Origin of the sequence: Planctellipticum variicoloris (assembly GCF_030622045.1) — a bacterium.
Classification (GTDB): domain Bacteria; phylum Planctomycetota; class Planctomycetia; order Planctomycetales; family Planctomycetaceae; genus Planctellipticum; species Planctellipticum variicoloris.
Genome location: NZ_CP130886.1, coordinates 6483193 through 6508535 on the forward strand (window position 1 = coordinate 6483193; position 25343 = coordinate 6508535).

Below are 25343 nucleotides of genomic sequence, written 5' to 3' on the forward strand. Positions count from 1 at the left end.
TCCGAGGAGAATGAACCCGATGATAGCCGAAGAACTGTCCTCACGGACAGAACCGTTCTCGCCGGCCGCCGAAACGACCCCCGAAGGGGTCGAAGAGAGTAGCCGGGGGCTGAGGAGCGCGGCGACGACACCCCCGGAACCGCGGTGCACGCCACCCGACCCCGGCGGGGTCGCACTTTGCTTGCTTCGCACCGGTTTTCCCGCTCAGAGGCGCACTGCTGGCCCGACGACGGTCCAGCAGTGGCACTCGGAGGATTGTCACCGACTTGGCGACCTTGGCGTCAGCCGCAACCACTTGATCAGAATGTGGTTGCGACTCGACACGACGACCGCGTACGATTTGGTACGACCAGTTGACTTGCCTTCTTGGGCTGAATACATTTGTATATTCTTCTCGGCCAACGCCGGGTGTTCCAATTGCCTTTCGCTCGCGCGCGATAGCCATGCACAACGCCGAATTCTTGAAGCCGAGGCTCATTGGGGCTCGGTTTGAACAACACGCGATCCCACTCGATATGCTCCGCGATCTTTCGGCGCTGGAAGACCTGATTACGGACGTGGCAAAGTGGCATTTCCTCAAGCGTAATCCCGAGCGTAAGCGGTTGCGGCGCGGCTTCACGAAAGGTTTGGCGTTGAAACTCACGTCAATCGAGGAAGGAAGCGCCATTCCAGTCATCAGCCTGGTAATCGCTTCCAAGCTCCTGTTCCCGACGGAAGTTGAAGAATGTTTCGAGGCCGCCCGTGAGTCCATTGTGCGAGCGATTGGAGCGGCCGCTTCCGGCGATGACGTTGGGCGGTATATCCCGGAACGAGTCCTCGGTCACTTCGAGAAAATCGGACGTGGTCTGCTCGATGGAGAGGCGATCGAATTTGCCTCCGGCGATTGCATCGCCCCTGTCGTATTGACGAAGGCGACGCGTCGCACTCTCCTGCTCGCTGGTCACGGGGTTTGTTCGGTGCAGGAGACGGTCACTCTCTATGGTCTGATTCCGGAAGCCGACCAGAAGGACATGACCTTCCATATCGAGGTACCGGACGGGCGCAAAATAAAAGCCCCGCTCCTGGCGTCGTACAATGACACCGTCATGGAAGCATTCAATTGCTACAAACAGAGTGCCCGTGTGTGCCTGCAGGGAATCGGCATCTTCAGCAGATCCAATCGGCTTGAGCACGTCGACAGCGTTGATCAGCTTGTGCTGATTGACGAACTCGATGTCTATGCGCGGTTAACTGAGCTTGCGGCGCTTAAGGACGGCTGGCTGGACGGCGAAGGCAAAGCGCTGGATCCGTCCGAACTGAGATGGCTCGAAGACTGGTTCAGCTCGTTCATCCAGGATGACTTGCCGCTTCCACACCTGTATCCAACGATTGACGGAAAAGTCCGCGCCGAATGGACTCTTGGGCAGAACGAAATTTCCTTGGAGTTTAACGTCGGAACGAAAGAGGCCTTTTGGCACTCGCTCGATCTCAGTACCGATGAATCCGAGGAGCGAACCGTCGCTCTGGAGGACGAAGATCAGATCCGAGAATTGATCGGCACGATTCAGAAATTCTCTGAGGGTCAGTGATGGAGGAAACAACTCTTCTGCATCGGCAGATCCACCCGTCCTGGATTCAAAACCATCGAGTCACTTCCCAGTCTTTCAAGCCAACGCCGAAGGATGAATTGAAGCTCTCGGTGTATGACGGAGATCAGATCTCTCCAGAACGCTCGTGGCACCACTACACGTCGAGCCGTGGGCTCACGTCGGTGGGCGTCCGATCCGTATTGGTATCGGAGTGCAACGGAGCTGGGCTGCGTGCAACACCCGATCCAGTAGAGTTTCCTGAGCACGTCTTGATCGACTACACCGAACTCACTTCAAACGGACAGATTGAGAAGGCCTCAAAGAAACTCAACGCTGCAGCGGAACAACGCGGTTGGCAGTACCAACCGAGCGATGACCGAAGATGATCGGCGCTGTATCCCACGGCTGGATCTGCCAGCCGGGAGCATTAACCAACCGTCGATACCCCTCTCGCCTCCATCATCCCCACCAACCGCTCCACAGCCGCATCCGCAAACTCCGCATCATTGATATGCCGCTCCAGCTCCACCACCGGCACCGCCCCGTGCGTCGCCCGGATCCCCGCAAACAATGCCTCTCGCGCCGCCGGGTCGTCGAACGGCTTCCCCGCCGCGTCGATGGCTGAGACTCCCTTGAGCGGCAGCAGAATCGCCGTCGGGCCCGTCGCCGCCGCGGCCTTCCGGCCGATCTCTTCGCCGAGCAGCCGGTTCTCATCAGGCGTCGTCCGCATCAGCGTCACTGTCGGGTTGTGCTGATAGAACAGCCGGTCGCGGAACTTGTCCGGCACTGTCGCCCGCGGGCCGAAGTTCACCATGTCCAGCGCCCCCACCGAAATCACCTGCGGCACCCCCCGCTTCCCCGCCGCCGTCAGCCGGGTTGGACCGGCGGAGAGGACGCCCCCCACCAGTTCGTCCGCCAGCTCGGTCGTCGTGATGTCCAGTACCCCGGCGATCAGCCCGTCGGCAATCAACCCTTCCAGCGCCTCGCCGCCGTTCCCCGTCGCGTGGAACACCAGCACTTCATAGCCGGCCTCCTCCAGCCGCTGCCGGGCCCGGTCGACGCACGGCGTCGTTACGCCGAACATCGTCGCCGCGACGAGCGGCCGGTCCCCCGCCGGCAGCACGGGCTTGGGAAAGTGGAGCAGTCCCGCCATCGCGCGGGCGGCCGCGCTCAGCACCGTCCGGCTGATCCGGTTCAGCCCGGCGATGTCGACCACCGCATTGAGCATGAAAATGTCTTTGCCGCCGACATACGGCCGCGTCTGGCCCGAGGCCAGCGTGCTGACCATCACCTTCGGCACGCCGAGCGGCAGCGCCCGCATCGCCGCGGTCCCGATCGTCGCCCCCGCCGAGCCCCCGATCCCCAGCACGCCGTGGACCTCGCCGCGGGCATATGCCGCTGCGACGAGATTCGCCGCTCCCGCCGCCGCCAGCGTCACCGCTTCGCCCCGGTCGTTCCGCTCCCGGACGGCCGCCAGCGTCGTCCCCGCTGCGGCAAACACCTGCTCGCGCGAAACATCGGGCGTGATTGCGGGTTCGCCGAGGCAGCCGGCATCGACCACCACGGATGCCAACCCGCACCGCCGCAACTCGCTCCGGACGAAATCGAGCTCGACCCCTTTGGTATCGAGCGTCGCCAGCAGATAAACCGCCATGAGAGTTCTCCGATGCAGACTCCGGGATGCACACGCAGCGTTCGTTCGCCACGCTCCGTGACCCCGGCGGGGTCAAAGAGGGTCGCCAGGGGTTGAGGAGCGCTTCGCTCCGACACCCCTGGAAAGGGCGCAATCTCGCGCACGCATTCAAACACGAATTCGACCCCGCAGGGGTCGCAAAACGTCGAACGTAGCTCGCCCGCTTCGAATTCTCTACGACCCCTCCCGGTTCGAATATCGTACGCGGAGACCGATTCTCAGGGATGCCGCCGCGACCGCCGACAGGCCATATCGCCCACTGGTCATCCCCGACTACAATCCGCGGGGTTGGTCATTGGTGTTTTGTGATTTGGAGTTTGTCATTTGAAGGTTTTCCTCCGTGCCTGCCGTTGACCGCGACGAGATCCTCTTCGAAATCCTGGAGCAACTCCTGGAGGAGGCTCGCGCCGGGCGGCCCGTCGACCTCGAAGCCGCCGCCCGCCAGCATCCGGAACTGGCGGACGAGCTTCGTTCCCTCTGGGCGACGATGCTCGTCGCCGAGGACCTCGGCAGCACCGTCGCCCGGGCCGACGAGCCCTGGCCGGTCCGGCTGGAGCTGAGCGCCGATCTTCCGCGCGATCCCGACTTTGGCGACTACGAACTCCTCGAAGAGCTCGGTCGCGGGGGCATGGGGGTCGTCTATCGCGCCCGGCAGCAGACGCTCAATCGCGTCGTCGCCCTGAAGATGATTCTCCGCGGCGATCTTGCCTCACCGGACGACGTTGCCCGCTTCCGCGCCGAGGCCGAAGCCGCCGCCCGCCTGCAGCACCCGCACATCGTCCCCGTCTACGAAGTCGGCGAGCACCGGGGCCGGCCTTACTTCAGCATGCAGCTCGTCGAAGGAGTCACGCTGGCGCAGCGCCTGGCCGAAGGCCCGCTCCCCGCGCAACAGTCTGCGGAAATCCTCCTGCCGGTCTGCCGGGCCATTGCCGAGGCCCACCGGCACGGCGTCCTGCATCGAGATCTGAAGCCGTCGAATATCCTCATCGATCGCAGCGGGCGCAGCTTCGTGACGGATTTTGGCCTGGCGAAACGGATCGACACTGCCGGCGGCGGCGAGAGCCTGACGAACAGCGGAGCGATCCTCGGCACGCCGGGCTACATGGCCCCCGAGCAGGCCGCCGGGCAGCGGGGAGTCGTCGGTCCGGTCTCCGACGTCTACAGTCTGGGCGCCATTCTGTACGCGATGCTGACGGGACGTCCGCCGTTCCAGGCCGCGACTCCGGTCGACACGCTTCTGCTCGTGCTGGAGCAGGAGCCGCTCCCCCCGCGGATGCTCAACCCCCGCGCCGACGCCGACCTGGAAATGATCGCGCTCAAGTGCCTGCAGAAGCCGGCCGACCTCCGCTACGTCTCGGCGGACGCCCTGGCCGACGATCTGCGGGCCTTCTTACAGAACGAACCGATCGCCGCCCGATCGTCGCAGTTCTCGCAGATCATCACCCGCGCGTTCCGCGAAACGCATCATGCCTCGATCCTCGAAAATTGGGGCCTGCTCTGGATGTGGCACAGCGCGGTCGTCTTCGCCCTCTGCCTGATCACCAACACCATGCAGTGGAGCGATATCGCCTCCCGCTGGCCCTATGTGGCGTTGTGGTCCCTCGGCGTCGGAACCTGGGCCGCGATCTTCTGGGAGCTCCGACGACGCTCAGGACCGATCACGTTCGTTGAGCGCCAGATCGCCCATATCTGGGCCGGCAGCACGATCGCCAGCACGCTGCTGTTCGGGCTGGAATGGGCCCTCGATCTCCCCGTGCTGACCCTCTCGGCCGTCCTGCCGCTGATCGCCGGTCAGACCTTTCTGGTGAAGGCCGGCATCCTGTCGGGCAAGTTTTACATCCAGTCGGCCGCCCTGTTTGCGACATCGTTCGTCATGGCGCTGCTGCACGCGCATCCCACGTATGACATCAGCATCACGCTGTTCGGCTTCGTGCTGGGTCTGTGCTTCTTTCTCCCCGGACTGAAATACTACCGGCAGCGCCGGCTCGGCCGGTCCGTCTAATGTCGCCCTGTGACGACATGACCGGCAATTCTGCCTCAAGTCTCGCCGCGGCTTCATCTTGCAGACATTTTGACTGCCGCCAGCGATTCCAGTCGCTCCGCGAATTCCCGTCGGTTTGTCGCATTTTCGGAACGCCCCCCGCAGATCCGCCTTGTCGGGGCCGCGCGGAGAGTGGAATAATGGCAGCCGCTCGACAGGCGTACTCACTCCTGGGCCTACCCCAATCAACCGGCCGGATGCTCTCCGATGTCGCTCCAGAGATCTGCCTCCCTTGCCGTCGTCGTTGCTCTCGCCTGCATGGGGCCGGAGACGCTCTGCGCCCAACCCGGACGCCCGGGCGGACCCGGCGGCCAACCCGTCCCGGGCCAGCCCAATCCGGGGCAACCCGGTCAGCCCAATCCGGGCGAGGCAAAGCCCGGCGAAGCGAAACCTGGCGAAGCCAAACCGGGCGAGCAACCGGGCGCCGGCGCCCCCGCGCCCATCAACCGCTCGGCGCTGAAGCGGCCGGAAATCCGTGGCAAGCGCCTGGTGCTGCCGCTCGGCCCCGACGGCAAAGTGCAGCTCAGTTTCGTCGGCCAGAAATGGCTCGACGTCCTGGAGTGGTACGCCGACCTCGCCGGCCTCAGCCTCGACTGGCAGGAGCTCCCCGGCGACGAACTCAACCTCCGCACGCAGCGCAGTTACACCGTCGACGAAGTCCGCGACATTCTCAACCGCCACCTGCTGGACCGCGGCTACACGCTGCTCCTCAACGGCGAAGTCCTCACCGTCGCCAACCTGAAGAAGCTCGACGCCGGCCTCCTCCCGCGCGTCGACCTCAAGGAACTCGACACCCGCCAGGACCACGAGTTCGTCAAAGTCTCCTTCCGACTCGACTGGCTGATCGCCGAACAGGCGGTCGAAGAGCTCAAGCCGATGCTCAGCCCCTACGGCAAACTCGTCGGCCTGAAAGCGACCAATCGCATTGAGGCCATCGACGCCGTCGCCAACCTCCGCGAAATCGCCTCGCTCCTCAGCCAGGAGCAGTCTGACAACGGCCAGGAGCGGCTGGTGCAGGAATTCAAGCTCCAGCACGTGCGCGCCGACGACGCCTACTCCATGCTGATGGACCTGCTCGGCCAGGAAAAGCCCAAGAAAGACGACAATTCGCCGATGGATCCCCGGCGGATGATGCAGATGCAGCAGCAGATGCAACAGATGCAGCAAATGCAGCAGCAGGGAGGCGGCAAGCCCGGCGGTCCGACGCAGCCGTCAAAGGTCTACCTGGTCGTCAACCGCCGTGAAAACAGCATCCTGGCGAATGGTCCGCCGAACCTGATCGCCGTCGTGGCGCAGGCGGTCAAAACGCTCGATGTCCCGTCCGAGAACGACCAGTCCCTGCTGCAGAACCCGAACCGGATGCAGGTCTACCGCCTGTCCGCGATCGATCCCGAGGCATTCGCGGAAGTCCTGCAGGAGCTCGGCCAGCTCGATCCGAATACGCAGGTCAAAGTCGACAAAAAAAACAAAGCGATCATCGTCCAGGGGACCCTTGCCGACCATCTGACGATTCGGCAGCTCGTCGACCGGATGGACGGCACCGATCGGAATTTCCAGGTCGTCCGGCTTCGCCGGCTGGAGGCGGAATACGTCGCCGGGACCATTGAATTCATGATGGGCGCCGGGGAAAAGAAGCAGAACAATCGCCGCAGCTACTCGTTCTACTACGACCCGTTCGGATCGAGCGGCGGCAACAGCGAAGAAGCCAACCCGCGCCAGGGGTTCCGCGTCGACGCCGACGTCGAACACAATCGCCTGCTGATCTGGGCCAACGAAGTCGAAATGGCCGAAGTCACCAATCTGCTCCAGAAACTGGGAGAGATTCCCATCGGCGAACAAGTCGGGTCGCGGCTGCGTCGACTCGACTCGATTCCGCTCGAGGACGGCCAGCAGGTGCTCGAACGTCTGCGGGAGCTCTGGCCCGGCATGGGCAACAATCCGCTGATCATCGAACCCGCCCCGCAGAAGCCGGAGCCCCGGAAACCGGCCGAACCCTCGACCGACGCCGGCTCGCCAGCTCGCGCCCGACCAACGTCGCGCCCTGAGAACAGCCCGTCGTTCCGATTCAGCAAGAGCACCGTTCGCCGCGCCGCGCCGTCGCAATTGCTGGCGGAGGCTGCCACGGAACCCGCCGAAGAGGCTCGCGAGTCCGCCCCTCCGGCCACCGGGGGCGATGAGACTGCGGCGCCCGGTTTTCCAGCCCGGCGCAACCCGCGGATCGCCGAGCCCGCCCCGATCCGGATCCTGCAGGATGCGAACGGTCGCTGGACGCTGCAGTCCGAAGACACCGCCGCTCTGGACCGGATTGAGGACCTGCTGCAGGATCTGACGCCGCCGCGCAAAGACTACCGCATCTTTCAGATGAAGAATAAAAGCACCTGGGCCTGGGGCGTGGCCCAGCGGCTGGAGGACTTCTTCAAGGAAGACAAGGACAACGAAGACTCGGGCCGCTCCCGTTTCTGGTACTACGAGCCGGAGCCGGCCAAGGATTCTGAACGGAGCCGGCTGTCGAAGAAGAAGCCGCTGAAGTTCATCCCCGACAGCGACTCGAATTCGATCCTCGTCACCGGGGCCGACCCCGCCCAGATGCGGATCATCGAAGAACTGATCGAAGCGTTCGACGTCCCGGCGGAATCCGACAGCATGGCGGTCCGGAAGACGCAGATCTTTCCGCTCCGCTTCAGCAAGGCCAAGGTCGTCGCCGACGCCATCAAGGACGTCTACCGCGACCTCCTCAGCGAGAACGACAAGGCTCTGGCCAATCAGCAGAAAAAGGACGACCAGCGTCCCGTCGAACGAACCGTGACCTATCTGTACGATCCGCCCGCCGCCGGAGACAGCCAGGCGCCCCCGTCCCCGGTCAAATTCAAGGGGCTGTTGTCGATCGGCGTCGACGAACTGTCGAATACGCTGGTCGTTTCGGCCACGGAAGGCTTGCTCGAAAACATCGGTCAGATGATCGACTCCCTCGATGACGCCGCCCGTCCGACGGTCCCCTCCATGCAGGTTCTGCAGGTCCGCGGCATTCCGCTCGACGAGCTTCAGAAGAAGCTCGACAAAATGCTCAAAGAACCCAAGTCTCGGCAACCGAAGCCGAATCAACCCCAGAACGGGCAGCCGCAGAACGGCCAGCCTCAGCAGCAGCCGCAGCAGGCGGGGCCGTTCGGTGACGAGGATTGAGCCGTCGCTGGTGCGGCGCAGCCGCCCGGCGATGGGCGCACTGGCCGAAGTGTTTCTGATCGGCGACGACGAACGGCGGCTTGCCGCGGCCGCCGAGACGGCTCTCGACGAGATCGAACGTCTCTCCGATCGCTGGTCGCGGTTCTCACCCGCCAGCGAAGTCTCCCGTCTCAATCGCGAGGCCGCCTGCGGCTGGGTGCTCGTCGATCGCGAGCTGTTCGCCGTCTTCGCCGAGTGCGACCGCTGGCGGCGGCTCACGGCAGGCGCATTCGACATCACGGCGGATTCGTGGCGGAGCGGAGACGGCCCGCGAATCAGCGGCGCTGACATCGAACTGGACGCCGTACGATGCGCCATCCGATTCCGCGTCGAAGCCCTCCGCCTGGATCTGGGCGCATACGGCAAAGGCGCCGCGCTCGACCTGGCGGGAGCGATCATCCACGAACTGGGTCTGGACAACTGGCTGCTGCAGATCGGAACCAGTTCGGTCCTGACGTGCGGAGCAGGGCCGGCCGGCGATGGCTGGCCCGTGAAGCTGCGAGATCCGAATCGGCCGGATGTCATCGTCCGGGAGCTGATGCTGCGAGATCGGGCCTTGTCGTGCTCGGCGGCGCTGGCGCCTGATGCAAGCGACTCTGACGTGATCGATCCCCGGACCGGTCAGCCGCTGCGCGAGCAGCGGGCCTGCTGCGTCACCGCCGAGTCGGCCGGAGCGGCCGAGGCGTTGTCGACGGCCTGCATTGTCACGGGACCGGACGAGCTCCCGACAGCAATGATTCAAGGCGTGCGAGTTTCCGCGATCGTGGACTGGCTCTGTCCCTCCCGGCGGTGATTTTCCGGCGACTCCCAAGCCCTTGCTTTCAGCCGGGTTGCATCCACTGCCCCTGCAAATCGCACCGTGTGAATGCGTTTTCGCCAGTTCCTCGCCAATTCTTCATGATCGGTGCGTATCGTGCCCGAATTCTAAGACAGGAATGATTTCTGGAATTCATTCGTTGCACTATCTGGAGTCGCTCCGTGACCACCCACTTCGCCCGCCGCCGTCCTCGGGGATTCACCCTGATTGAATTGCTGGTCGTGATCGCGATCATCGCGATTCTGATCGCCCTGCTGCTCCCCGCCGTTCAGCAGGCCCGCGAGGCCGCCCGGCGGACGCAATGCCGCAACAACCTGAAGCAGATCGGGCTGGCGCTGCATAATTACCACGACACCTTTCAGGCCCTCCCCTCGGGCAGCATTGTGGTCCTGAATGCCGCCGGCAACCGGTACTACGGTCACGGCTGGACCTGGCACGCCAGCATCCTCCCCTATCTCGATCAGGCTCCCATGTACAATCAGATTCAGGGCCCGAATTCGGGCGGCCTCGGGGCTGAGCTCGGCGGAACCGCCGATCCGAAGCAGGCCCTGGTCGGCCGGACCGTCATGTCGGTGTTCTGGTGTCCCTCGCAGCCGGATCCGACGGCGGGGCCTCAAAAGGGCGGATACTCCCCATCCAACTACAACGGCAACATGGGGACGCTCATCGGTAACAACGGCGATAACTGTTACGGCGGTTCCATCAACACCGCCGCTGAAATGAGGGCTCCCGGCGGTTGCATGAACGCCAACGGAATGTTCTTCATCAGCAGCAATGTTCGCTTTCGAGACGTCACGGACGGACTCTCCAACACGATCTCGGTGAGCGAAGTCATCGATTCCGGCGGCGCCGCCAACATGCTGGGGGGCGGGGGCAGCGACCGCAAGCACGGATTTTCCGGCGGCGCCGACAGCAATCCTCCGGAGGAAATGAGCGAATACCTCATCGCCGCGGAAAGCAACGACCCGATCAATCGCTACACGGAAGAGGCGGCCGGCAGCCACCACGTGGGCGGCGCGCACTTCCTGCTGAGCGACGGGAGCGTCCGGTTTCTCTCGCAGAACATCCACATGGGGACCTATCGGGCGCTCAGCACCCGGGCCGGCGGAGAAACCATCGGCGAGTTCTGAGAGTCCGCCTTCCCCGAGAGCGTGCTCTGGATCTGTATTGCGTTTCAGCGGTTTCAGGAAAGTGCGGGTTCCAGCAGTGAAGACGACGAGCGGCAGTATTCTTGCAGCGGCGATTCTGCTCCTGGCTCTGTCGGGTTGCGGCGGCGTCGGCGATCAGCCGGAGTTGGGGTTGGTCACCGGGACCGTGATGCTGGATAACGAGCCCTTGAGCGGTATTGCGGTGACGTTCCTGCCGGACAACGGCCGTCCTGCGACCGGAACAACCGATGAGAATGGCGACTACAAGTTGATTTACATCGGCAAGACGCCAGGGTGCAAGGTCGGGCATAACCGGGTTGAGATCGGCTACGCCGAAGAAGAAGACGAGGGCGTCGAAACGGAAGGGGACGACGCCGTACAGACGCCGGGCGACACCGGGCAAAAAGACATTCCGGCCCGCTATAACGCTGAGTCCGAGCTGGAAGCGGATGTCAAGCCCGGTGAGAACGTGTTTAACTTCGATCTGAAGCGGTGAGGTGACCCGAGGCGCGCCGCGCGAGCCCTCTGCCGCCCTGCCGCACGCGTTCTGGCCCTGAACGGCAGGCAGCAGTCGCCGCACACATCAATGCATGGCAATCTTCATATGCGAAGATTGTGAAGACGAATTCATCGGCTCTGCATCGCTTCTACACAATCCGTCTCTATCGTCGCGGTGTTGTTCGGCGGCGATTGTCGCCGGGTTGTGTCTTCCGTCGCTTGCTGGAGCTTTCACCCATGCCGTCTCAATCGTCTCGCTCACCCCGGCGAGGCTTCACCCTGATCGAACTCCTGGTGGTGATCGCGATCATCGCCATCCTGATCGCCCTGCTGCTCCCCGCCGTCCAGCAGGCCCGCGAGGCCGCCCGACGCACGCAGTGCAAGAACAGCCTGAAGCAGATCGGGCTGGCGCTGCACAACTACCACGACACCTTTCAGGCGATCCCCTCGGGCAGCATCGTGCTCCTGAATGCCGCCGGCACCACGTACAACGGTCACGGCTGGACGTGGCACGCCAGCATCCTGCCCTATCTCGATCAGGCTCCGATGTACAACGAGATTCAGGGGCCGAATTCGGGCGGCATGGGTGCGGAGCTCGGTGGAACCACTGATCCGAAGCAGGCGCTGGTCGGTCGGACCGTGATGTCGGTGTTCTGGTGCCCCTCGCAACCGGATACGACCGGGGGAGTTCAGAAGAACGGTTATTCCCCGTCCAACTACAACGGCAACATGGGGACCCTCATCGGCTACAACGGAGACGACTGCTATGGCGGCTCGGTGACCAATGCCGCCGGAATGCGAGCCCCCGGCGGATGCATGAACGCCAACGGGATGTTCTTCATCAGCAGCAGCGTTCGTTTTCGCGATGTCACGGACGGGCTCTCCAACACGATCGCCGTCAGCGAAGTGATCGACTCCGGCGGAGACGCCGCGAATCTGGGCGGCGGGGGCAGCGACCGCAAGCATGGGTTTTCCGGAGGCGCCGACAGCAATCCGCCCACGGAAATGAGTGAGTACCTGATTGCCGCGGAGGGCAATGACCCGATCAATCAATACACGGAGGAAGCGGCCGGCAGCCATCACGTCGGCGGAGCCCATTTCCTGCTGAGCGACGGGAGCGTCCGGTTTCTCTCGGAAAACATCCACATGCCGACCTACCAGGCCCTCAGCACCCGCGCGGGCGGAGAAACCATCGGCGAGTTCTAAGATCGCGTTGTCGCAGAGTGCCTCCCCTGAATGGGAATGGAGGCGTTCGGCGCATGGCGCCAGCGGGACTTCTCAAGCGACGAGCTCGGCTCACACTCGGGCAAATCACGTCGATGAGCAAGCCGGACCGACGTTCGCGGTCCGGCTTGCTCGTCGATGTTTCAAGATTCCAGGAAAGCGCAGGTTCCCACGATGAAGCAGGTACGAAGCGGATTTCTGATCGCGGCGATGTCGATTCTCTCCCTGGCTCAATCGGGCTGCGGGGGTAGTGATCGACCGGCTCTAGGGCTGGTGACGGGGTCCGTCATGCTGGACAACCAGCCGGTGGCCGGAGTCTCTGTCACCTTCCAGCCCGACAAGGGCCGTCCGGCGATTGGAAAGACCGACGAGAATGGCGACTTCCAGTTGATGTACATGCCGAAGACGCCGGGGTGCAAAGTCGGGCCTTGTCGGGTGGAAATCGGCTACGGCGAAGGGGAAGACGAAGGCGCCGAAATGGAAGGCGACGATGTCGCGCAGACGCCGGACGACTCCGGAAAGAAGGAGATCCCCGCGCGCTATAACACGGAGACGGAGCTGAAAGCGGAGGTGAGACCCGGCGAGAACGTCTTTGACTTCGATCTCAAGAGCTGAGGTCCCGCGACCTTGAGTCGTGCGGGGATCACTGATCCACGGCCCGGCCAGTCCCTTCCGGCGGGGTGGCCGGGACAGGAGCGTCTTCGCGATGCCCCGGTCTTCGGATCGACACTCGCCAGTGTCTCACGCAAACCCCAGCACCCGCCGCATCCCCTCCCACGGCTGGATGTAAGTCTCGAACGGCAGGCCATCGACGGTGGCTTCGGGCATCCGTGTCACGCCGTCGACGGCCCCGGTGTCTGACACGAGCTGCTGCAGGGCGGCGTAATGCCGCTCCGCGGTCCAGCCCCGCAGGATCTCGGGCCGACCGGCCAGCACGGCCGCCGCCGCCGCCAGCGCGAAGCCTCCCCAGTTGCTGACCCCCGCCAGAACCGTCCAGTCGGTGGCGATCCGGCAGGGAATCCGCGCCGAGTGTTCACCCGCCAGTCGGGCGACCAGCTCTTCCCAGGGGACTGTGCCCATTCCGATCTCATTCCCTCCGTCGCCGATGCCGATCGTCGGCGCCCCGCGCTCCGACGCGGCTTCGAACAGGCGATGCAGCGGCGCAGTGTGGGCATCGATGCAGACGCCGCGCATGTTGTGGCAATGGTCCCATGTCTCAGCCGGGACGCGCGCCTGAAAATCGTTCCTCGGGGCCAGGCCGCTGCGGGGCTGGCCGGACAACGAGTCGAGGGTATGGCTCGGCCCGACCCGCTCGATCGCCAGCAGCAGCCCCGGCGGCGAATCCGCGAATTGATCGCGGCACCACTCCGTTCCCTCGGCGGGATCGACGGGGCAGCTCAGGAGCAGGGAGGGATCGAGGTCCGCGGCGCGCAACGCCCCTGCCACGACCGGCCGACAATGATCGTCAGTGACCACGCGGACCGGTCGCCCGAGCTGCTGCAGGATCGCCGCCAGAAAGGCCGCTCCCGGCGGACCATCGGTTTCCGCCGCGGGAGGGTTCGCGGCGGGAATGTAAAAACCGGTGACGATCCAGACCGGCCCCTCACTGTTCAACAACGCCTCGGTCGCTCCGGCCAGATGCCCCGGACAGAGGGGCGGTAGGGTTTCCTCGGCGGAAATCAGCCCCCGTCGTCCGGGATCCCGGCGGATCAGGCGTTCCAGTTCGGCAAGCCGCGGGTCGGACACGACAGGTTCCTCGTCGGGAGAAGTCTGAGCAAACTGGTGCGGCCGGGTGGCCGGGGCTGGAGCGTCTTCGCGAAGCCCCGGAAATCCCCGGACCGGGGCTTGCGGACGTTCCGGCGCCGGCCACCCTGACCTTGCGGGTTCTGCAGGATGCGCCGCGGCTTGAATCTTCGTAAGTCCTGATAATATCGAGGGTTGTCAGGCGGCGAGAAGCGACTTTCGGACGTCTCCCGCTTCTGAGAAATCTCCCGAGGGAATTCAGGACAAGGTTGTCACGCTTTCTCCACGTCGCCAGAATGCCCTGTGCGAAGCTGCGACGCCTGTCCCGGAAAGGGATTCTGGCGGAACGTCCTCGCCGCCCGGTCCTCGTTGGACGACGGTCCCCGGGAACTGCCTGCCGCTCCGTCCCGCCTGTTGGCAACCCCTTCGGCGAATTGAACTTACGCTTTCCTGCCCTGTCCCGTCGAGTGGGGAGTCCGGCATGTATTCGTCAGTAGCGACTCCGGTGAGACCGGGCCGGATTTCCATGCTGGCGGGGCTGCTGCTGCTTTGCGCCGGCTGCGGCGGCGGCGGGGCGACCGTCCCCACCGTGACCTTCCGACCGGAGGCCGTCGAAGAAATGCCGGCCCCGAAACCTGCGGGGGACGCATCGGCAGCCCCGGCCGCCGAGAACGAAGAATAAGAGAATCCTGAACTGCACGCCTGGCTGGAGCGGCCGGGCGAGACGAACGAGTCTTGAACTTTCGAGGCAGGATGGCCGCTGACGGATCCAGCTCTCCTGATTGCGAACCGCGTTGAGCAGAACTCCCATGATGCGTCGGCCTGAGTCAGGTCATCGAAATCTCTGCCGCTCCGGGTGCTGGGCCGCGTGCCTGCTGACCGGGCTGATCGGCGGTTGTACCGAAGCGCCGCAGCAGGAGTTTGCAATCCGCGAAACGACGCGCGACTTGATTCCGGAAGCTCGCGCCGCGGTCGAAAGCTCGCTGCTCACCTACTTTGGAACCCCCACCGCCGCCGTCGCCTGGGAACGACTCCCCCTCAAGTTCGGCGGCGCCGTCGGACAAGTCGAGTCGGTCGATGGCCCCAACGTCGTCGTTCAATGGGACGAGGGGCACGCTCCGACGCCCGCCCAGTCGGCCCCCGGCTCGCCGGTCGTCTGGCCCGGTTCCGGCGTTCGCTCGGGGAAAGTCGGAGCGGGCGATACCGTCGCCGCCTACGATCCTGAAAAGCGGCTGCTGACGCTGAGCGCGGCCGATCCCGCACCGGCCGTCGGCGATCGCGTCGCCCTCAACTTCGGGCACACGCTGCAGGTCGGGCGCGTCGTTTACGCCAAGAACTGCGGCCACTGCCACGGCGCCAGCGGCGACGGCGAGGGGCCGACCGCAAAATACTTGAATCCCCGCCCGCGCGACTATCGCAACGGCGTCATGAAATTCACGTCGACCGCCACCCCGGCCCGGGCCAGTCGCGAAGATCTCAAGCGAATGATTCGCGAGGGAATTCCCGGCACCTACATGCCGTCGTTCCTGCTGATGAAGGACGAAGAGACGGACGCCGTCATCGAGTACATCCTGTACCTCTCCATGCGCGGCGAACTGGAGAAGCGGCTGGGAGACATCCTCAAATCCGATTACGCCCTGTCGGAAGTGCAGAAGACCTACGACGAAAAACTGGCGGACTACGAAGCGGAGAAGAAGGCGGGCGAGAATCCCGATCCGCCGAAAACGCTCGAACAACTGACGAAAAAGGCGACCGACGATTTCGCCGACTTCCTCGCCGAGGATTTCAAAACCGAACTGGAAGACGGGGCCGACTTCATCAAGGACGCCTGGACGGCTGCCGACGAACCGGATGCCGCCGTGCTGCCCCACTCGGCGCGGGTCGCCGACGATGCGGCCTCCCGCGAGCGCGGACGGATGCTGTTTCTCTCCGATTCCACCAAGTGCTACACCTGCCACGGTCCGCAGGGTCGGGGCGACGGACCGGCGACTCTCGACTACTGGCCGAAGCCGGGCGCCGACGAAAAGTATGCACAACCCGGTCTGCACGACGTCTGGGGCAATCCCCAGCAGCCGCGCGATCTGACCCGGGGCGTCTACCGCGGCGGACGACGTCCGCTCGATCTCTACCGACGGATTCACGCCGGGATCAAGGGGACGCAGATGGCCGGCTTCGGCACGGCGCTGAAGGACGATCAGATCTGGGACGTCGTCAATTACGTGATGAGCCTGCCTTACGAATCCAGCGCACCCTCCAGTGCGGTCCCGGCTCAGCAGACGGCGGCGACCGCGCCTCGGACCTCCAACTGAATCACCACCACCTCCGCGCGATTGAGCGGACAGCCAGACAGCAGATCGGCAGGGGAGCCGGAACGTGGGCGGAAAACTCTGGGCACTCTTCTTCATGCTGACCGCGCTCGCGGCGCTCGCCGCGACGTTCGCGGGGCCGCTGCTGGGCGTCGGCTTTCCCGGCGACGGTCGGGCCTACACGACGATCGGCGTGAAGATCGACAGCCTGTTCATGCTGATCCTGTGGATTGTCGTGGTCGTCTTCATCGGCACTCAGCTCGCCCTGGGCTACGTCCTCTGGAAGGGGGCCGAGGCGGCCACGACCGGCAGGCCCGCCCAGTTCTCGCACGGCAATCCGACGCTCGAAGTCATCTGGACGATCATCCCCGCGGCGATCCTGCTCTTCCTGGCGATCTATCAGATGGACGTCTGGGCCGAATACCGCATCAAGACCATGATTCCCAAAGCGAACGAAGTCGTGGCGGAAGTGACCGCCCGTCAGTTCGAGTGGCGGATCCGCTACCCGCAGGCCGGGAAGCCGCTGGGACTGCGCCCGCAGCCCGACGACGTCCATACCGTCAACGATCTGCGCGTCCCCGTCGGCCGGTCGGTCTCGATCAATCTCCGGACCGAAGACGTCCAGCATTCGTTTTTCGTGCCGCATCTGCGGATCAAGCAGGACGCCGTGCCCGGCAAAGTCATTCCGGTCTGGTTTCACGTGACGAAAGCCGGGGAATACGACCTGGTCTGCGCGGAACTGTGCGGCTGGGGACACTACAAAATGAAAGCCCGCGTCCTGGCCATGCCCGAAGACGAGTTTCAGGCCTGGAAGAAACAGATCGCGGTCGAGCAGTTCACCGACGGTGTGACGGCCGCAGCACCGGACAGCAACCAGACCCCGAACACAGCCGAATAATCCTCTGCCTCATGCAGAGGCTGACCATCGCGAGGTTTCGCCGGTGAGCACACTCAATCCCAGTCTCGATCACGCCAGCCCGCACGGGCACGCGGGGCACGGACACCACGAACTCGGCTTCGTGCGGACGTATCTCTTTTCGACCGATCACAAGATGATCGGCATCCAGTTCCTCATGACCACCCTGCTCATGATGCTGGTCGGGGGACTCTTCGCGCTGGGCGTCCGCTGGCAGCTCGCCTGGCCCTGGGAGCGGATGCCGTTCTACGGCGACAAGCTCTTCCCCGGCGAAGGGGGCCAGATCTCCCCCGAAGCCTACACCATGCTCTTCACGATGCACGCTTCGGTGATGACCTTCCTCGTCGTGATCCCGATCCTGGGAGGCGCCTTCGGCAACCTGCTGATCCCGCTGCAGATCGGCGCGCCCGACATGGCCTTCCCCAAGCTCAATATGCTGAGCTACTGGTTCTTCCTGCCGGCCATCGTCTGCTTCGGCATGGCCACGGTGATCGACGGCGGCGCCGCCGCCGGCTGGACCTCCTATCCGCTCCTCTCCGTGTTAAGGGATGCCGCCCCCGGTTCCCGCGACGCCCAGACCTGGTGGCTCTTCGGCGTCACCTTTGTCGGCGTGTCGTCGATGATGGGCTCGATCAACTACATCACGACCATCATCAACATGCGCGCCCCCGGCATGACGCTGTTCCGCATGCCGCTGACGATCTGGGCCATGCTGATCACCGCCATCCTCCAGGCGTTCGCGCTGCCGGTGTTGACGTCGGCGGGACTGATGCAGCTCTCCGACCGCCTGCTGGGAACCTGCTTCTTTATCCCCGCCGGGGTCATCGTCAACAACGCCGCCCCGACCGTCGGCGGCGGTCAGCCCCTGCTCTGGCAGCACCTGTTCTGGTTCTACTCGCACCCCGCCGTCTACATCATGCTCCTCCCCGCAATGGGCATGGTCTCCGACATGCTCGCCTGCATGTGCCGCAAGCCGATCTTCGGCTACAAGCCGATGGTCTTCTCGATGGCGACCATCGCCGGGCTGGGCTTCATCGTCTGGGGCCACCACATGTACGCCAGCGGCATGAACCCCGCCCTCGGCATGACGTTCATGGTCGCCACCATCATGATCGCCCTCCCCTCCGCGATTAAGACGTTCAACTGGATCGGCACCATGTGGGGCGGCCGGCTGCAGTTCAACGCCGTACTCCTCAACTGCGTGGCCTTCGTGTCGATGTTCGTCATCGGCGGCCTCAGCGGCATCTTCATGGCCGCGGTCCCCGTCGACGTCTACATCCACGACACCTACTTCATCGTCGCTCACTTCCACTACATTCTCTTCGGCTCGACGCTGTTCGGAGTGTTCGCGGCGATTCAGTTCTGGTTCCCGAAATTCTTCGGCAGGATGATGAACGACACCGTCGCCAAGTGCCACTTCGTGCTGACGTTCATCGGCTTCAATCTGACGTTCTTCCCCATGCACCTGCTGGGGATCGCGGGAATGCCCCGGCGCTATGCCGACTACCTGCATCTCCCCTACCTGGAACACCTGGGGCCGATGAATCAGTTCATGACGTACGCGGCGATGCTGATGGGATCGGCCCAGATTCTGCTGATCGGGAACTTTTTCCTGAGCATGTTCTTCGGGCCGAAAGCGGGGCGGAATCCGTGGCATGCCAATTCGCTGGAATGGTTCGCCCCGTCGCCGCCGCCGCACGGCAACTTCGACGTGCCGCCGATCGTGTACCACGGACCTTACGAATACAGTTCGCCGTTGTCGGGAGACAAAGACTACCTTCCTCAGACGGAATACGTGCCGCTGGCGCAGCGCCGGCAGGTCGACGCTCATTGACGTTTCAGGCCGGCGCAACCCGCGCCGGACCCGGTTAAGCCATGTTAAATGACAACCTCTATCGCCCGTGGCTGCACGCCGTCGCCTGGGTGACCGTGCTGCTGACGCTGCTGCCCATCAGCGTCGGAGCGATGGTCACCACGATCGACGCCGGCATGGCCTTCGCCGACTGGCCGACCTCCAACGGCGTCGGCATGCTCGAGTATCCGCTGCACAAAGCGGGACGCGACGAGTTCTGGGAGCACAGTCACCGGCTCGCCGGAATGCTCGTCGGCTTTGTCACCCTGATTCTGACCGGGCTGGTTCTCGCCCAGGAACGCCGGGGCTGGGTCCAGGCGGTCGGCGGGCTGGTCCTGCTGGGGGTGGTCGGACAGGGACTGCTCGGGGGCTGGCGGGTCCTGGCCGACGAACGACTGCTGGCCATGCTGCACGGCACGCTCGCGGCGCTGGTCTTCGCCGTAATGGGAACGCTCGTCATGGTCACCGGCAAGAAGTGGCTCCGCAACCGGCCGCTGCTGCCGCCGGGGCAGGGAGGCGGACTCCTGGCGCTGTCGGTGGTCACGGTCCTGACGCTCTTTGCTCAGTACCTGCTGGGCGGACTGCTGCGGCATCTGTTTCTGCCGTTCGCGTGGCTGGTCCATCCGTGGTTTGCGATCGTCGTGCTGGTCTGCGGCCTGGCCCTGGTGGTGCTGACGCAGCGATCCGGAAACGTCTATCTCAGCCGGTGGGCCGTGCTGCTGCTGACCCTTATGGCGGTGCAGACCGCCCTGGGACTGCTCACCTGGCGTTATCACTTCGGCTTTCCGGAATGGGGGATCGTCGGGCTGCGGGAAACGTCCTTCAACTCGGCCTCGCGCTCGGTTCACAAAGTGGTCGGCTCATTGACCTTTATGGCCTCGGTCCTCATGGTGGTGCGCGTGCTGCGCGTCAGATCTCGCGATTCAGCAGTGGTCGCCCGGACGACCTCTCCGACAACCGGTCCTCTGATGGGGGCCGCGTCATGAGCACTTCCACTCCAATTTCGACCTGTCCCCCCGTCGGACAAATCACCTGGACGTCCCTCGTGCTGGCCCGGCTTGCCGACTACCTGGAAATGAGCAAGCCGCGGATCTCGCTGATGGTCCTGGTGACCGTCACCGTCGGCTATCTCCTCGGCAGCCAAGGGGTCTGGCAGCTCGCGCCGCTGGTCCACGCCTGCATCGGGATCACGATCGTCGCGGCGGGATCGTCCGCCCTCAACCAGTGGTTCGAGCAGAAAACCGACGGCCTGATGCAACGGACGATCGATCGTCCGATCCCCGCCGGTCGACTCCACGCCGCCGAAGTGCTGCTGTTCGGCCTGGCGTGCGGCGTCCTGGGGACCGCCTACCTGTGGGCCAACGTCCGCCCGCTGACGGCGCTGCTGACGCTGCTGACCATGGTCCTTTACGCCGGTGTCTATACGCCCCTCAAACGATACACGTCGCTCTGCACCGCCATCGGCGCCGTTCCCGGCGCTCTGCCGCCGGTGCTGGGCTGGACGGCGGCGGGAGGCGCCCTGAACGCCGAGGCGCTGTCGCTGTTCGCAATCCTGTTCCTCTGGCAGTTCCCGCACTTTCTCGCGATCGCCTGGAAGTACCAGGACGACTATGCCGCCGCGGGACTGCGAATGCTCCCCGCGGTGCGACCCTGGCCGCGAATCACCGGCCTGATGGCGGTCGGCTATGCGCTCTGTCTCCTCGCAGTTTCGCTCTGGCCGGCCTCGCTGGGCCTGGCCGGACGCGCCTACGCCGCCGCCGCGATCCTGCTCGGTACGATGTACCTCATGTCCGCGATCCGCTTTGCGTGGAATGAGACGCCGCAGACCGCTCGCGGCGTGATTCTGGTTTCGCTCGTGTATCTGCCGCTCCTGCTTGTGGCTTTGACGGTCGACCATTTCCAGTTGCTGGACTGGTCGCTGCAGACGTTCTAGTTCTCGAAGTTGACTTCGTCGCCTCACGGATTCTCCGCCGATGACCGCCCCCGCCACGACGAACGTGCCACGCATGGGCCTGCCGATTCCCAACGGGAAGCTCGGCATGTGGCTCTTTCTCGGCACCGAAATCATGTTCTTCACCGCGTTCATCGGCACGTTCATCGTCACCCGGCTGGGCTCCCCCGGCTGGCCCACCGACGTGCATGTGACGCACATCAATATCTGGCTCGGCGGCTTCAACACGTTCGTGCTGATCGTGTCGAGCTACTTCGTCGTCGTCGCGCACGACGCGATCCTGAAGAACCAGGGCGGAAAAGCCCGCGGTTTTCTGACTCTGGCGCTGCTGCTCGGCTGCGTGTTTCTGGGAGTGAAGTCCGTCGAGTACAAAGGCAAGTTCGACCACGGCATCCTCCCCGGCCAGATCCCCGAATCCCCCCGGCAGGCCATCGACAACGTCGTGAACCAGCTCGATACCGTGGTGACTCGCTCGCTCCAGCAGATCGCCCCCGAGAAGATTCGTCGGGAAGATCGGCTCGCGGTTCTCGACGAAAAGCTCGCCGACGAAAAAGTCTCGAAGGACGTGAAGTCGCGCCTGACCGCGGTCAAACGACTCAACCAGGAGACGAACGGCCTTCGCGAACATGCCCGGTACGGCGTCACGCTGACCGCAACGGCCGACGAGATCAATCAGCTCAGACTCGATGCCGGCGCCAAACCGCAGGCGCCGCTGGAACTCAAAGACGTCAACGAGAAGCTGGCGACTCTGCAGCAGGATCCCGAACTGGGACCGCTCCTGAAACACTGTCACCCCGCCGTGCCGATTCTCTACGGCAATCTGTTCGCCTCGAACTACTTTTTAATGACCGGACTGCACGCGATTCACGTGGTCATCGGCCTGGCCCTGTTCCTCACGGTTGTGCTCAGTCCGTGGCGGCTGACCACCTCCAGCGCCGACTACGTCGAAAATATCGGCCTCTACTGGCACTTCGTGGATCTGGTCTGGATCTTCCTGTTCCCGCTGATCTACATCGTTTGACGATCTGCAGCGACACTTACCCGAACGGCCTGACGCGATGAGCGACGACCACGATTCTCATGCCGCGACCTACTTCACCGTCTTCCTGGCGCTCTGCGCGCTGACGGCGGTGTCGGTCGTCTCCGATCTGCTGCACCTCGCCGACCACCGCGTCCTGGTGGCGATCGTGATGGCCGTGTCGACGGCGAAGGCGCTGTGCGTGATGCTGTTCTTCATGCATCTCAAGTTCGAACGGGCCTGGAAGTACCTGTTGCTGGGTCCGACGATGGTGCTGGCGATCTCGCTGCCGCTGGCCCTTGCGCCGGATATCGGCATGCACTACTACCTCCAGGATGTCCCGCAGACCCAGGAATATGAGCGGCAGCAGGCCGAGGGGGCTCCGCCCGCCGCCGAACATCATCCGTAGGGAGTTCGGGCGGTCCGGCCCTGTGGGCGGATCGCACAGCGTCAAGCGGTCGCCGCTGGAGCGGCATCGCAGTGGCGGGCGTCCTGGTTTGATGAGAGCCCGACGGCGGCCTCTTGCGGCCGGGCTGCCCGGTTCGTGATTCCTCGTGAAGGAGATGCGGTGGGACTCGAAAACTCGGCCCACCCTGCAAGAGGGATGTCTGCCGTTGTCGTGTCAGACGTGGCCTTCCGGTACGGTGCTCATCAGGCGCTGGCGGGAGTGTCGTTTGAAGTCTCCGCCGGGCAGATCTTCGGACTACTCGGTCCAAACGGCGGCGGCAAGACGACGTTGTTCCGGCTGCTGGCCACGCTGCTGCCGCCGCAGAGCGGGCAGATCGCCATTGCCGGGCTCGACGTCGCCCGGCAGCCCGAGCAGGTTCGGCGGCAGATTGGCGTGACGTTTCAGTCGCCGAGTCTCGATAACAAACTGACGGTGCGGGAGAACCTGGTCCACCAGGGGCATCTCTACGGTCTGTCGGGAGCAGGACTCAGCCGGCGGATCGACGAGCTGCTGGAGGCGCTCGCCCTGAGCGACCGGCGGCGCGATCTGGCGGGGGCGCTGTCGGGCGGACTCAAGCGGCGGGTCGAGATCGCCAAGAGCCTGCTGAATCGGCCCGCGGTTCTGCTCCTCGACGAACCGAGCACCGGACTCGATCCCGGCGCCCGGCACGATCTGTGGCGATACCTGACCGGGCTGCGAACCTCGGCGAAAACCACGATCCTCGTCACGACGCACCTCATGGAAGAGGCCGAGCACGCCGACTCCCTGGGAATCCTCGACCGGGGTCAACTTGTCGCGCTGGGGACCCCCGACGAACTGCGGCAGACGGTCGGCGGCGATTGCCTGACGATTCAGACTCCCGATCCGGACGGACTGGCGGTTCAGATCCGGGAGCGCTTCTCTCTCGAACCCCGTCGCCTGGGGGACGCTTTACGCGTCGAGGCCCTGGCGGCCCACGAACTGCTGCGGGATCTCGTGGCCGCCTTTCCCGCGCAGATCACCGCCATCTCCCTCGCCCGCCCGACGCTGGAAGACGTCTTTATCCTGCGGACGGGGCATCGGTTCTGGGAGGGGTGATTCGTGGTTGGTTCTTGGTGATTTGCTGTCGGTGAGTCGTCAGTTGCGGCGGAACTCGAAGGATCGGAGCAACTTTCGCGGACCGAGAATTTCGGTGCGGGGGCAACCGCTGATTGTTGAACGGCCAGCGTCGTGAACCTGGATGCCGTCCGCTTGCGTCTTGAGCCCCGAAGCGGGCGACGGGCTGTAGCCACGGGTGAAACGGAGTCCGCCGCCAGGCGGACGGAGTGCAACCCGTGGAAAACGACGCCCGACACTCTCAACCGCCCCGGATGGGGCGGCGGAGGGGCAGGCCGGTGAGTCGAGCGATGGGGCGCAGGTTCCTTCGCCCCTCGGCGGTTCCTCGGATATCGTTCGGGACCGATCCACGAGTTACGGGTCGGGCGCAGCGAAGAACGGCCCGGACGTCGGCTTTGGCGAAATGCTAACCGCCGACTGCCCCCCCGAACCAGGAGGGGGTTGCCGACTCGAACTTCCCCCGCTCCGTCACTATGATGGAGAACGTGTCCATTTCCCTGACGGCCCAGTCCTCCTCAATCCTGCCGGAGTGCTGCCTGTATGGCCTCCGAGATCGCGGAACCTGTTGTCGCCGATGACCGCTCCGTCGGCATCGTCCAGACGCAATATGCCGAGTTGTTTCAACCCCCCGCTCCCCTGGTGCTGGAGAGCGGAGAACGACTGGGTCCGATCCGCGTCGCCTACGAGACCTACGGCGAACTCTCCCCCCGCGCGGACAACGCCATCTTCGTCTGCCATGCCCTGACCGGCGACGCGCACGTCGCCGGTCGGCACTCGCCGGACAGCAGGAAGAGCGGCTGGTGGGACAGCCTGGTCGGTCCCGGCAGGACGCTCGATACCGACCGGTACTTCGTGATCTGCGCCAACGTCCTGGGGGGCTGCCAGGGAACGACCGGCCCCAGCTCCATCGACCCCGCAACCGACAAGCCGTTCGGGCTCCGCTTCCCGTTCCTGACCGTCGGGGATATCGTCGAAGTCCATCAGGCGCTGGTGAAGAGCCTGGGGATCGAGACTCTGCTGGCGGTCATCGGCGGCAGCCTCGGCGGCATGCAGGTCCTGGAATGGGTCGCCCGCCATCCGAAAGCCGTTCGATCGGCGATCTGCCTCGCTTCCGCCTCGCGCCTGTCGGCCCAGGGGATCGCCTTTAACGCCGTCGGTCGCCGGGCGATCTATGCCGATCCCAATTTTCAGAACGGCGACTACTACATGGCCGAGCGCGGCCCGGACGGCTCTCGCCGATTCGGCGAGGACGGTCCGCGATTCGGGCTGGCGCTGGCCCGCATGCTGGCGCACATCACCTACCTGTCGGAACTGTCGATCGAGCACAAGTTCGGCCGTCGACTGCAGCACAGCGACCAGCTCGCCTACCAGCTCCAGCGCGAGACCGAGTTCCAGATCGAGAGCTATCTGCACTATCAGGGCCAGCGGTTCGTCGAGCGGTTCGACGCCAACAGCTATCTCTATCTGACTCGGGCCATGGACTACTTCGACCTGGCGACGAAGTACGGCTCGCTGGAGAACGCTCTCGGACGGACCCAGGCCCGGTTTTTTGTCGCGTCCTACCACAGCGACTGGCTGTTTCCGATGTCGCAGAGCCGGGAGATCGTCCACGCGCTCGTCAGCGCCCGTCGGCATGCCACCTATCTTGAACTCGAAAGCGTCTTCGGCCACGACTCGTTTCTGATCGAAGTCGAGCAGCTCGAAAAACTGCTGGTGCCGTTTCTGGATCAGACGTATCAGCACGGGTAGTGGGCAGGCAGTGAAGCGAGTGCTTGCCCGGTTGAGGTCGACGTCAAGGGTCCGTTT

Annotated in this window: 20 protein-coding genes; 18 read left to right on the forward strand and 2 right to left on the reverse strand. The window is 64.3% G+C overall.

Annotated elements, in window-relative coordinates; all coding sequences use genetic code 11:
• The first annotated feature begins 443 nt into the window (after window positions 1-443).
• Entirely contained in the window at window positions 444-1568 is a 1125-nt protein-coding gene (locus tag SH412_RS25295; RefSeq protein WP_336520817.1) for a hypothetical protein, read from the forward strand.
• A 427-nt stretch (window positions 1569-1995) separates the two neighbouring features.
• Here the strand turns inward: SH412_RS25295 and SH412_RS25300 are convergent, their stop codons facing one another.
• On the reverse strand, window positions 1996-3222 hold the full coding sequence (locus SH412_RS25300) for a Tm-1-like ATP-binding domain-containing protein (RefSeq protein ID WP_336520818.1): 1227 nt from the start codon (window positions 3220-3222) through the stop codon (window positions 1996-1998).
• 379 nt (window positions 3223-3601) lie between these two features.
• Here SH412_RS25300 and SH412_RS25305 point away from each other — a divergent pair, with 379 nt between their 5' ends.
• The 7 genes from SH412_RS25305 (at window position 3602) to SH412_RS25335 (ending at window position 12823) form a co-directional block, all read left to right on the forward strand.
• Entirely contained in the window at window positions 3602-5263 is a 1662-nt protein-coding gene (locus tag SH412_RS25305; RefSeq protein ID WP_336520819.1) for a serine/threonine-protein kinase, read from the forward strand.
• Between the two features lie 246 nt (window positions 5264-5509).
• Window positions 5510-8482, forward strand: coding sequence for a secretin N-terminal domain-containing protein (locus SH412_RS25310; protein WP_336520820.1), 2973 nt, complete (start codon window positions 5510-5512; stop codon window positions 8480-8482).
• A complete protein-coding gene (locus tag SH412_RS25315; RefSeq protein WP_336520821.1) occupies window positions 8469-9314 on the forward strand; it encodes an FAD:protein FMN transferase in 846 nt (281 codons plus the stop codon). The genes SH412_RS25310 and SH412_RS25315 overlap by 14 nt, the downstream gene beginning before the upstream one ends.
• Before the next feature lie 185 nt (window positions 9315-9499).
• Window positions 9500-10468 carry a DUF1559 domain-containing protein gene (locus SH412_RS25320; protein ID WP_336520822.1) on the forward strand — a complete coding sequence of 323 codons (969 nt, stop codon included), beginning with the start codon at window positions 9500-9502 and terminating at the stop codon, window positions 10466-10468.
• Between the two features lie 37 nt (window positions 10469-10505).
• Window positions 10506-10982: a hypothetical protein gene (locus SH412_RS25325; protein ID WP_336520823.1), complete on the forward strand. Its 477-nt coding sequence runs from the start codon at window positions 10506-10508 to the stop codon at window positions 10980-10982.
• Window positions 10983-11221: 239 nt separating this feature from the next.
• Window positions 11222-12190, forward strand: a complete 969-nt coding sequence (locus SH412_RS25330) for a DUF1559 domain-containing protein (protein ID WP_336520824.1) — start codon at window positions 11222-11224, stop codon at window positions 12188-12190.
• 192 nt (window positions 12191-12382) lie between these two features.
• On the forward strand, window positions 12383-12823 hold the full coding sequence (locus tag SH412_RS25335) for a transthyretin-like family protein (RefSeq protein ID WP_336520825.1): 441 nt from the start codon (window positions 12383-12385) through the stop codon (window positions 12821-12823).
• A 126-nt stretch (window positions 12824-12949) separates the two neighbouring features.
• Here SH412_RS25335 and SH412_RS25340 read toward each other — a convergent pair whose 3' ends face one another.
• Window positions 12950-13954, reverse strand: a complete 1005-nt coding sequence (locus tag SH412_RS25340; RefSeq protein ID WP_336520826.1) for a DUF4392 domain-containing protein — start codon at window positions 13952-13954, stop codon at window positions 12950-12952.
• Between the two features lie 478 nt (window positions 13955-14432).
• On the opposite strand from SH412_RS25340, the gene SH412_RS25345 reads away from it, so the two are divergent.
• From SH412_RS25345 to metX, 10 genes are all read left to right on the forward strand, one after another.
• Window positions 14433-14633, forward strand: a complete 201-nt coding sequence (locus tag SH412_RS25345; protein WP_336520827.1) for a hypothetical protein — start codon at window positions 14433-14435, stop codon at window positions 14631-14633.
• Window positions 14634-14760: 127 nt separating this feature from the next.
• A complete protein-coding gene (locus SH412_RS25350) occupies window positions 14761-16260 on the forward strand; it encodes a c-type cytochrome (protein ID WP_336520828.1) in 1500 nt (499 codons plus the stop codon).
• Window positions 16261-16324: 64 nt separating this feature from the next.
• The gene (coxB, locus tag SH412_RS25355; protein WP_336520829.1) at window positions 16325-17155 is read left to right on the forward strand and encodes a cytochrome c oxidase subunit II; all 831 of its coding nucleotides are present in this window, start codon (window positions 16325-16327) and stop codon (window positions 17153-17155) included.
• Between the two features lie 43 nt (window positions 17156-17198).
• Window positions 17199-19007, forward strand: coding sequence for a cytochrome c oxidase subunit I (locus tag SH412_RS25360; protein ID WP_336520830.1), 1809 nt, complete (start codon window positions 17199-17201; stop codon window positions 19005-19007).
• 41 nt (window positions 19008-19048) lie between these two features.
• On the forward strand, window positions 19049-20011 hold the full coding sequence (locus tag SH412_RS25365; RefSeq protein WP_336520831.1) for a COX15/CtaA family protein: 963 nt from the start codon (window positions 19049-19051) through the stop codon (window positions 20009-20011).
• Window positions 20008-20958 (forward strand): heme o synthase, encoded by a 951-nt coding sequence (gene cyoE, locus SH412_RS25370; RefSeq protein WP_336520832.1) that lies wholly within the window; start codon window positions 20008-20010, stop codon window positions 20956-20958. The genes SH412_RS25365 and cyoE overlap by 4 nt, the downstream gene beginning before the upstream one ends.
• A 40-nt stretch (window positions 20959-20998) precedes the next feature.
• Window positions 20999-21997, forward strand: coding sequence for a cytochrome c oxidase subunit 3 (locus SH412_RS25375; RefSeq protein WP_336520833.1), 999 nt, complete (start codon window positions 20999-21001; stop codon window positions 21995-21997).
• 37 nt (window positions 21998-22034) lie between these two features.
• On the forward strand, window positions 22035-22403 hold the full coding sequence (locus SH412_RS25380) for a cytochrome C oxidase subunit IV family protein (RefSeq protein WP_336520834.1): 369 nt from the start codon (window positions 22035-22037) through the stop codon (window positions 22401-22403).
• A gap of 195 nt (window positions 22404-22598) precedes the next feature.
• Window positions 22599-23519, forward strand: a complete 921-nt coding sequence (locus tag SH412_RS25385) for an ABC transporter ATP-binding protein (protein WP_336520835.1) — start codon at window positions 22599-22601, stop codon at window positions 23517-23519.
• Between the two features lie 558 nt (window positions 23520-24077).
• Complete coding sequence (gene metX, locus SH412_RS25390; protein ID WP_336520836.1) at window positions 24078-25286, forward strand: homoserine O-acetyltransferase MetX; 1209 nt, start codon at window positions 24078-24080, stop codon at window positions 25284-25286.
• The last annotated feature ends 57 nt before the right edge of the window (window positions 25287-25343 follow it).

Excerpts from the sequence above, each read along its gene's own strand:
- SH412_RS25295 (WP_336520817.1), top strand. The coding sequence starts at position 444 with ATGCACAACGCCGAATTCTTGAAGCCGAGGCTCATTGGGGCTCGGTTT.
- SH412_RS25300 (WP_336520818.1), bottom strand. The coding sequence starts at position 3,222 with ATGGCGGTTTATCTGCTGGCGACGCTCGATACCAAAGGGGTCGAGCTC.
- SH412_RS25310 (WP_336520820.1), top strand. The coding sequence starts at position 5,510 with ATGTCGCTCCAGAGATCTGCCTCCCTTGCCGTCGTCGTTGCTCTCGCC.
- SH412_RS25330 (WP_336520824.1), top strand. The coding sequence starts at position 11,222 with ATGCCGTCTCAATCGTCTCGCTCACCCCGGCGAGGCTTCACCCTGATC.
- SH412_RS25335 (WP_336520825.1), top strand. The coding sequence starts at position 12,383 with ATGAAGCAGGTACGAAGCGGATTTCTGATCGCGGCGATGTCGATTCTC.
- SH412_RS25345 (WP_336520827.1), top strand. The coding sequence starts at position 14,433 with ATGTATTCGTCAGTAGCGACTCCGGTGAGACCGGGCCGGATTTCCATG.
- SH412_RS25350 (WP_336520828.1), top strand. The coding sequence starts at position 14,761 with ATGATGCGTCGGCCTGAGTCAGGTCATCGAAATCTCTGCCGCTCCGGG.
- SH412_RS25365 (WP_336520831.1), top strand. The coding sequence starts at position 19,049 with ATGTTAAATGACAACCTCTATCGCCCGTGGCTGCACGCCGTCGCCTGG.
- cyoE (WP_336520832.1), top strand. The coding sequence starts at position 20,008 with ATGAGCACTTCCACTCCAATTTCGACCTGTCCCCCCGTCGGACAAATC.
- SH412_RS25375 (WP_336520833.1), top strand. The coding sequence starts at position 20,999 with ATGACCGCCCCCGCCACGACGAACGTGCCACGCATGGGCCTGCCGATT.
- SH412_RS25380 (WP_336520834.1), top strand. The coding sequence starts at position 22,035 with ATGAGCGACGACCACGATTCTCATGCCGCGACCTACTTCACCGTCTTC.
- SH412_RS25385 (WP_336520835.1), top strand. The coding sequence starts at position 22,599 with ATGTCTGCCGTTGTCGTGTCAGACGTGGCCTTCCGGTACGGTGCTCAT.
- metX (WP_336520836.1), top strand. The coding sequence starts at position 24,078 with ATGGCCTCCGAGATCGCGGAACCTGTTGTCGCCGATGACCGCTCCGTC.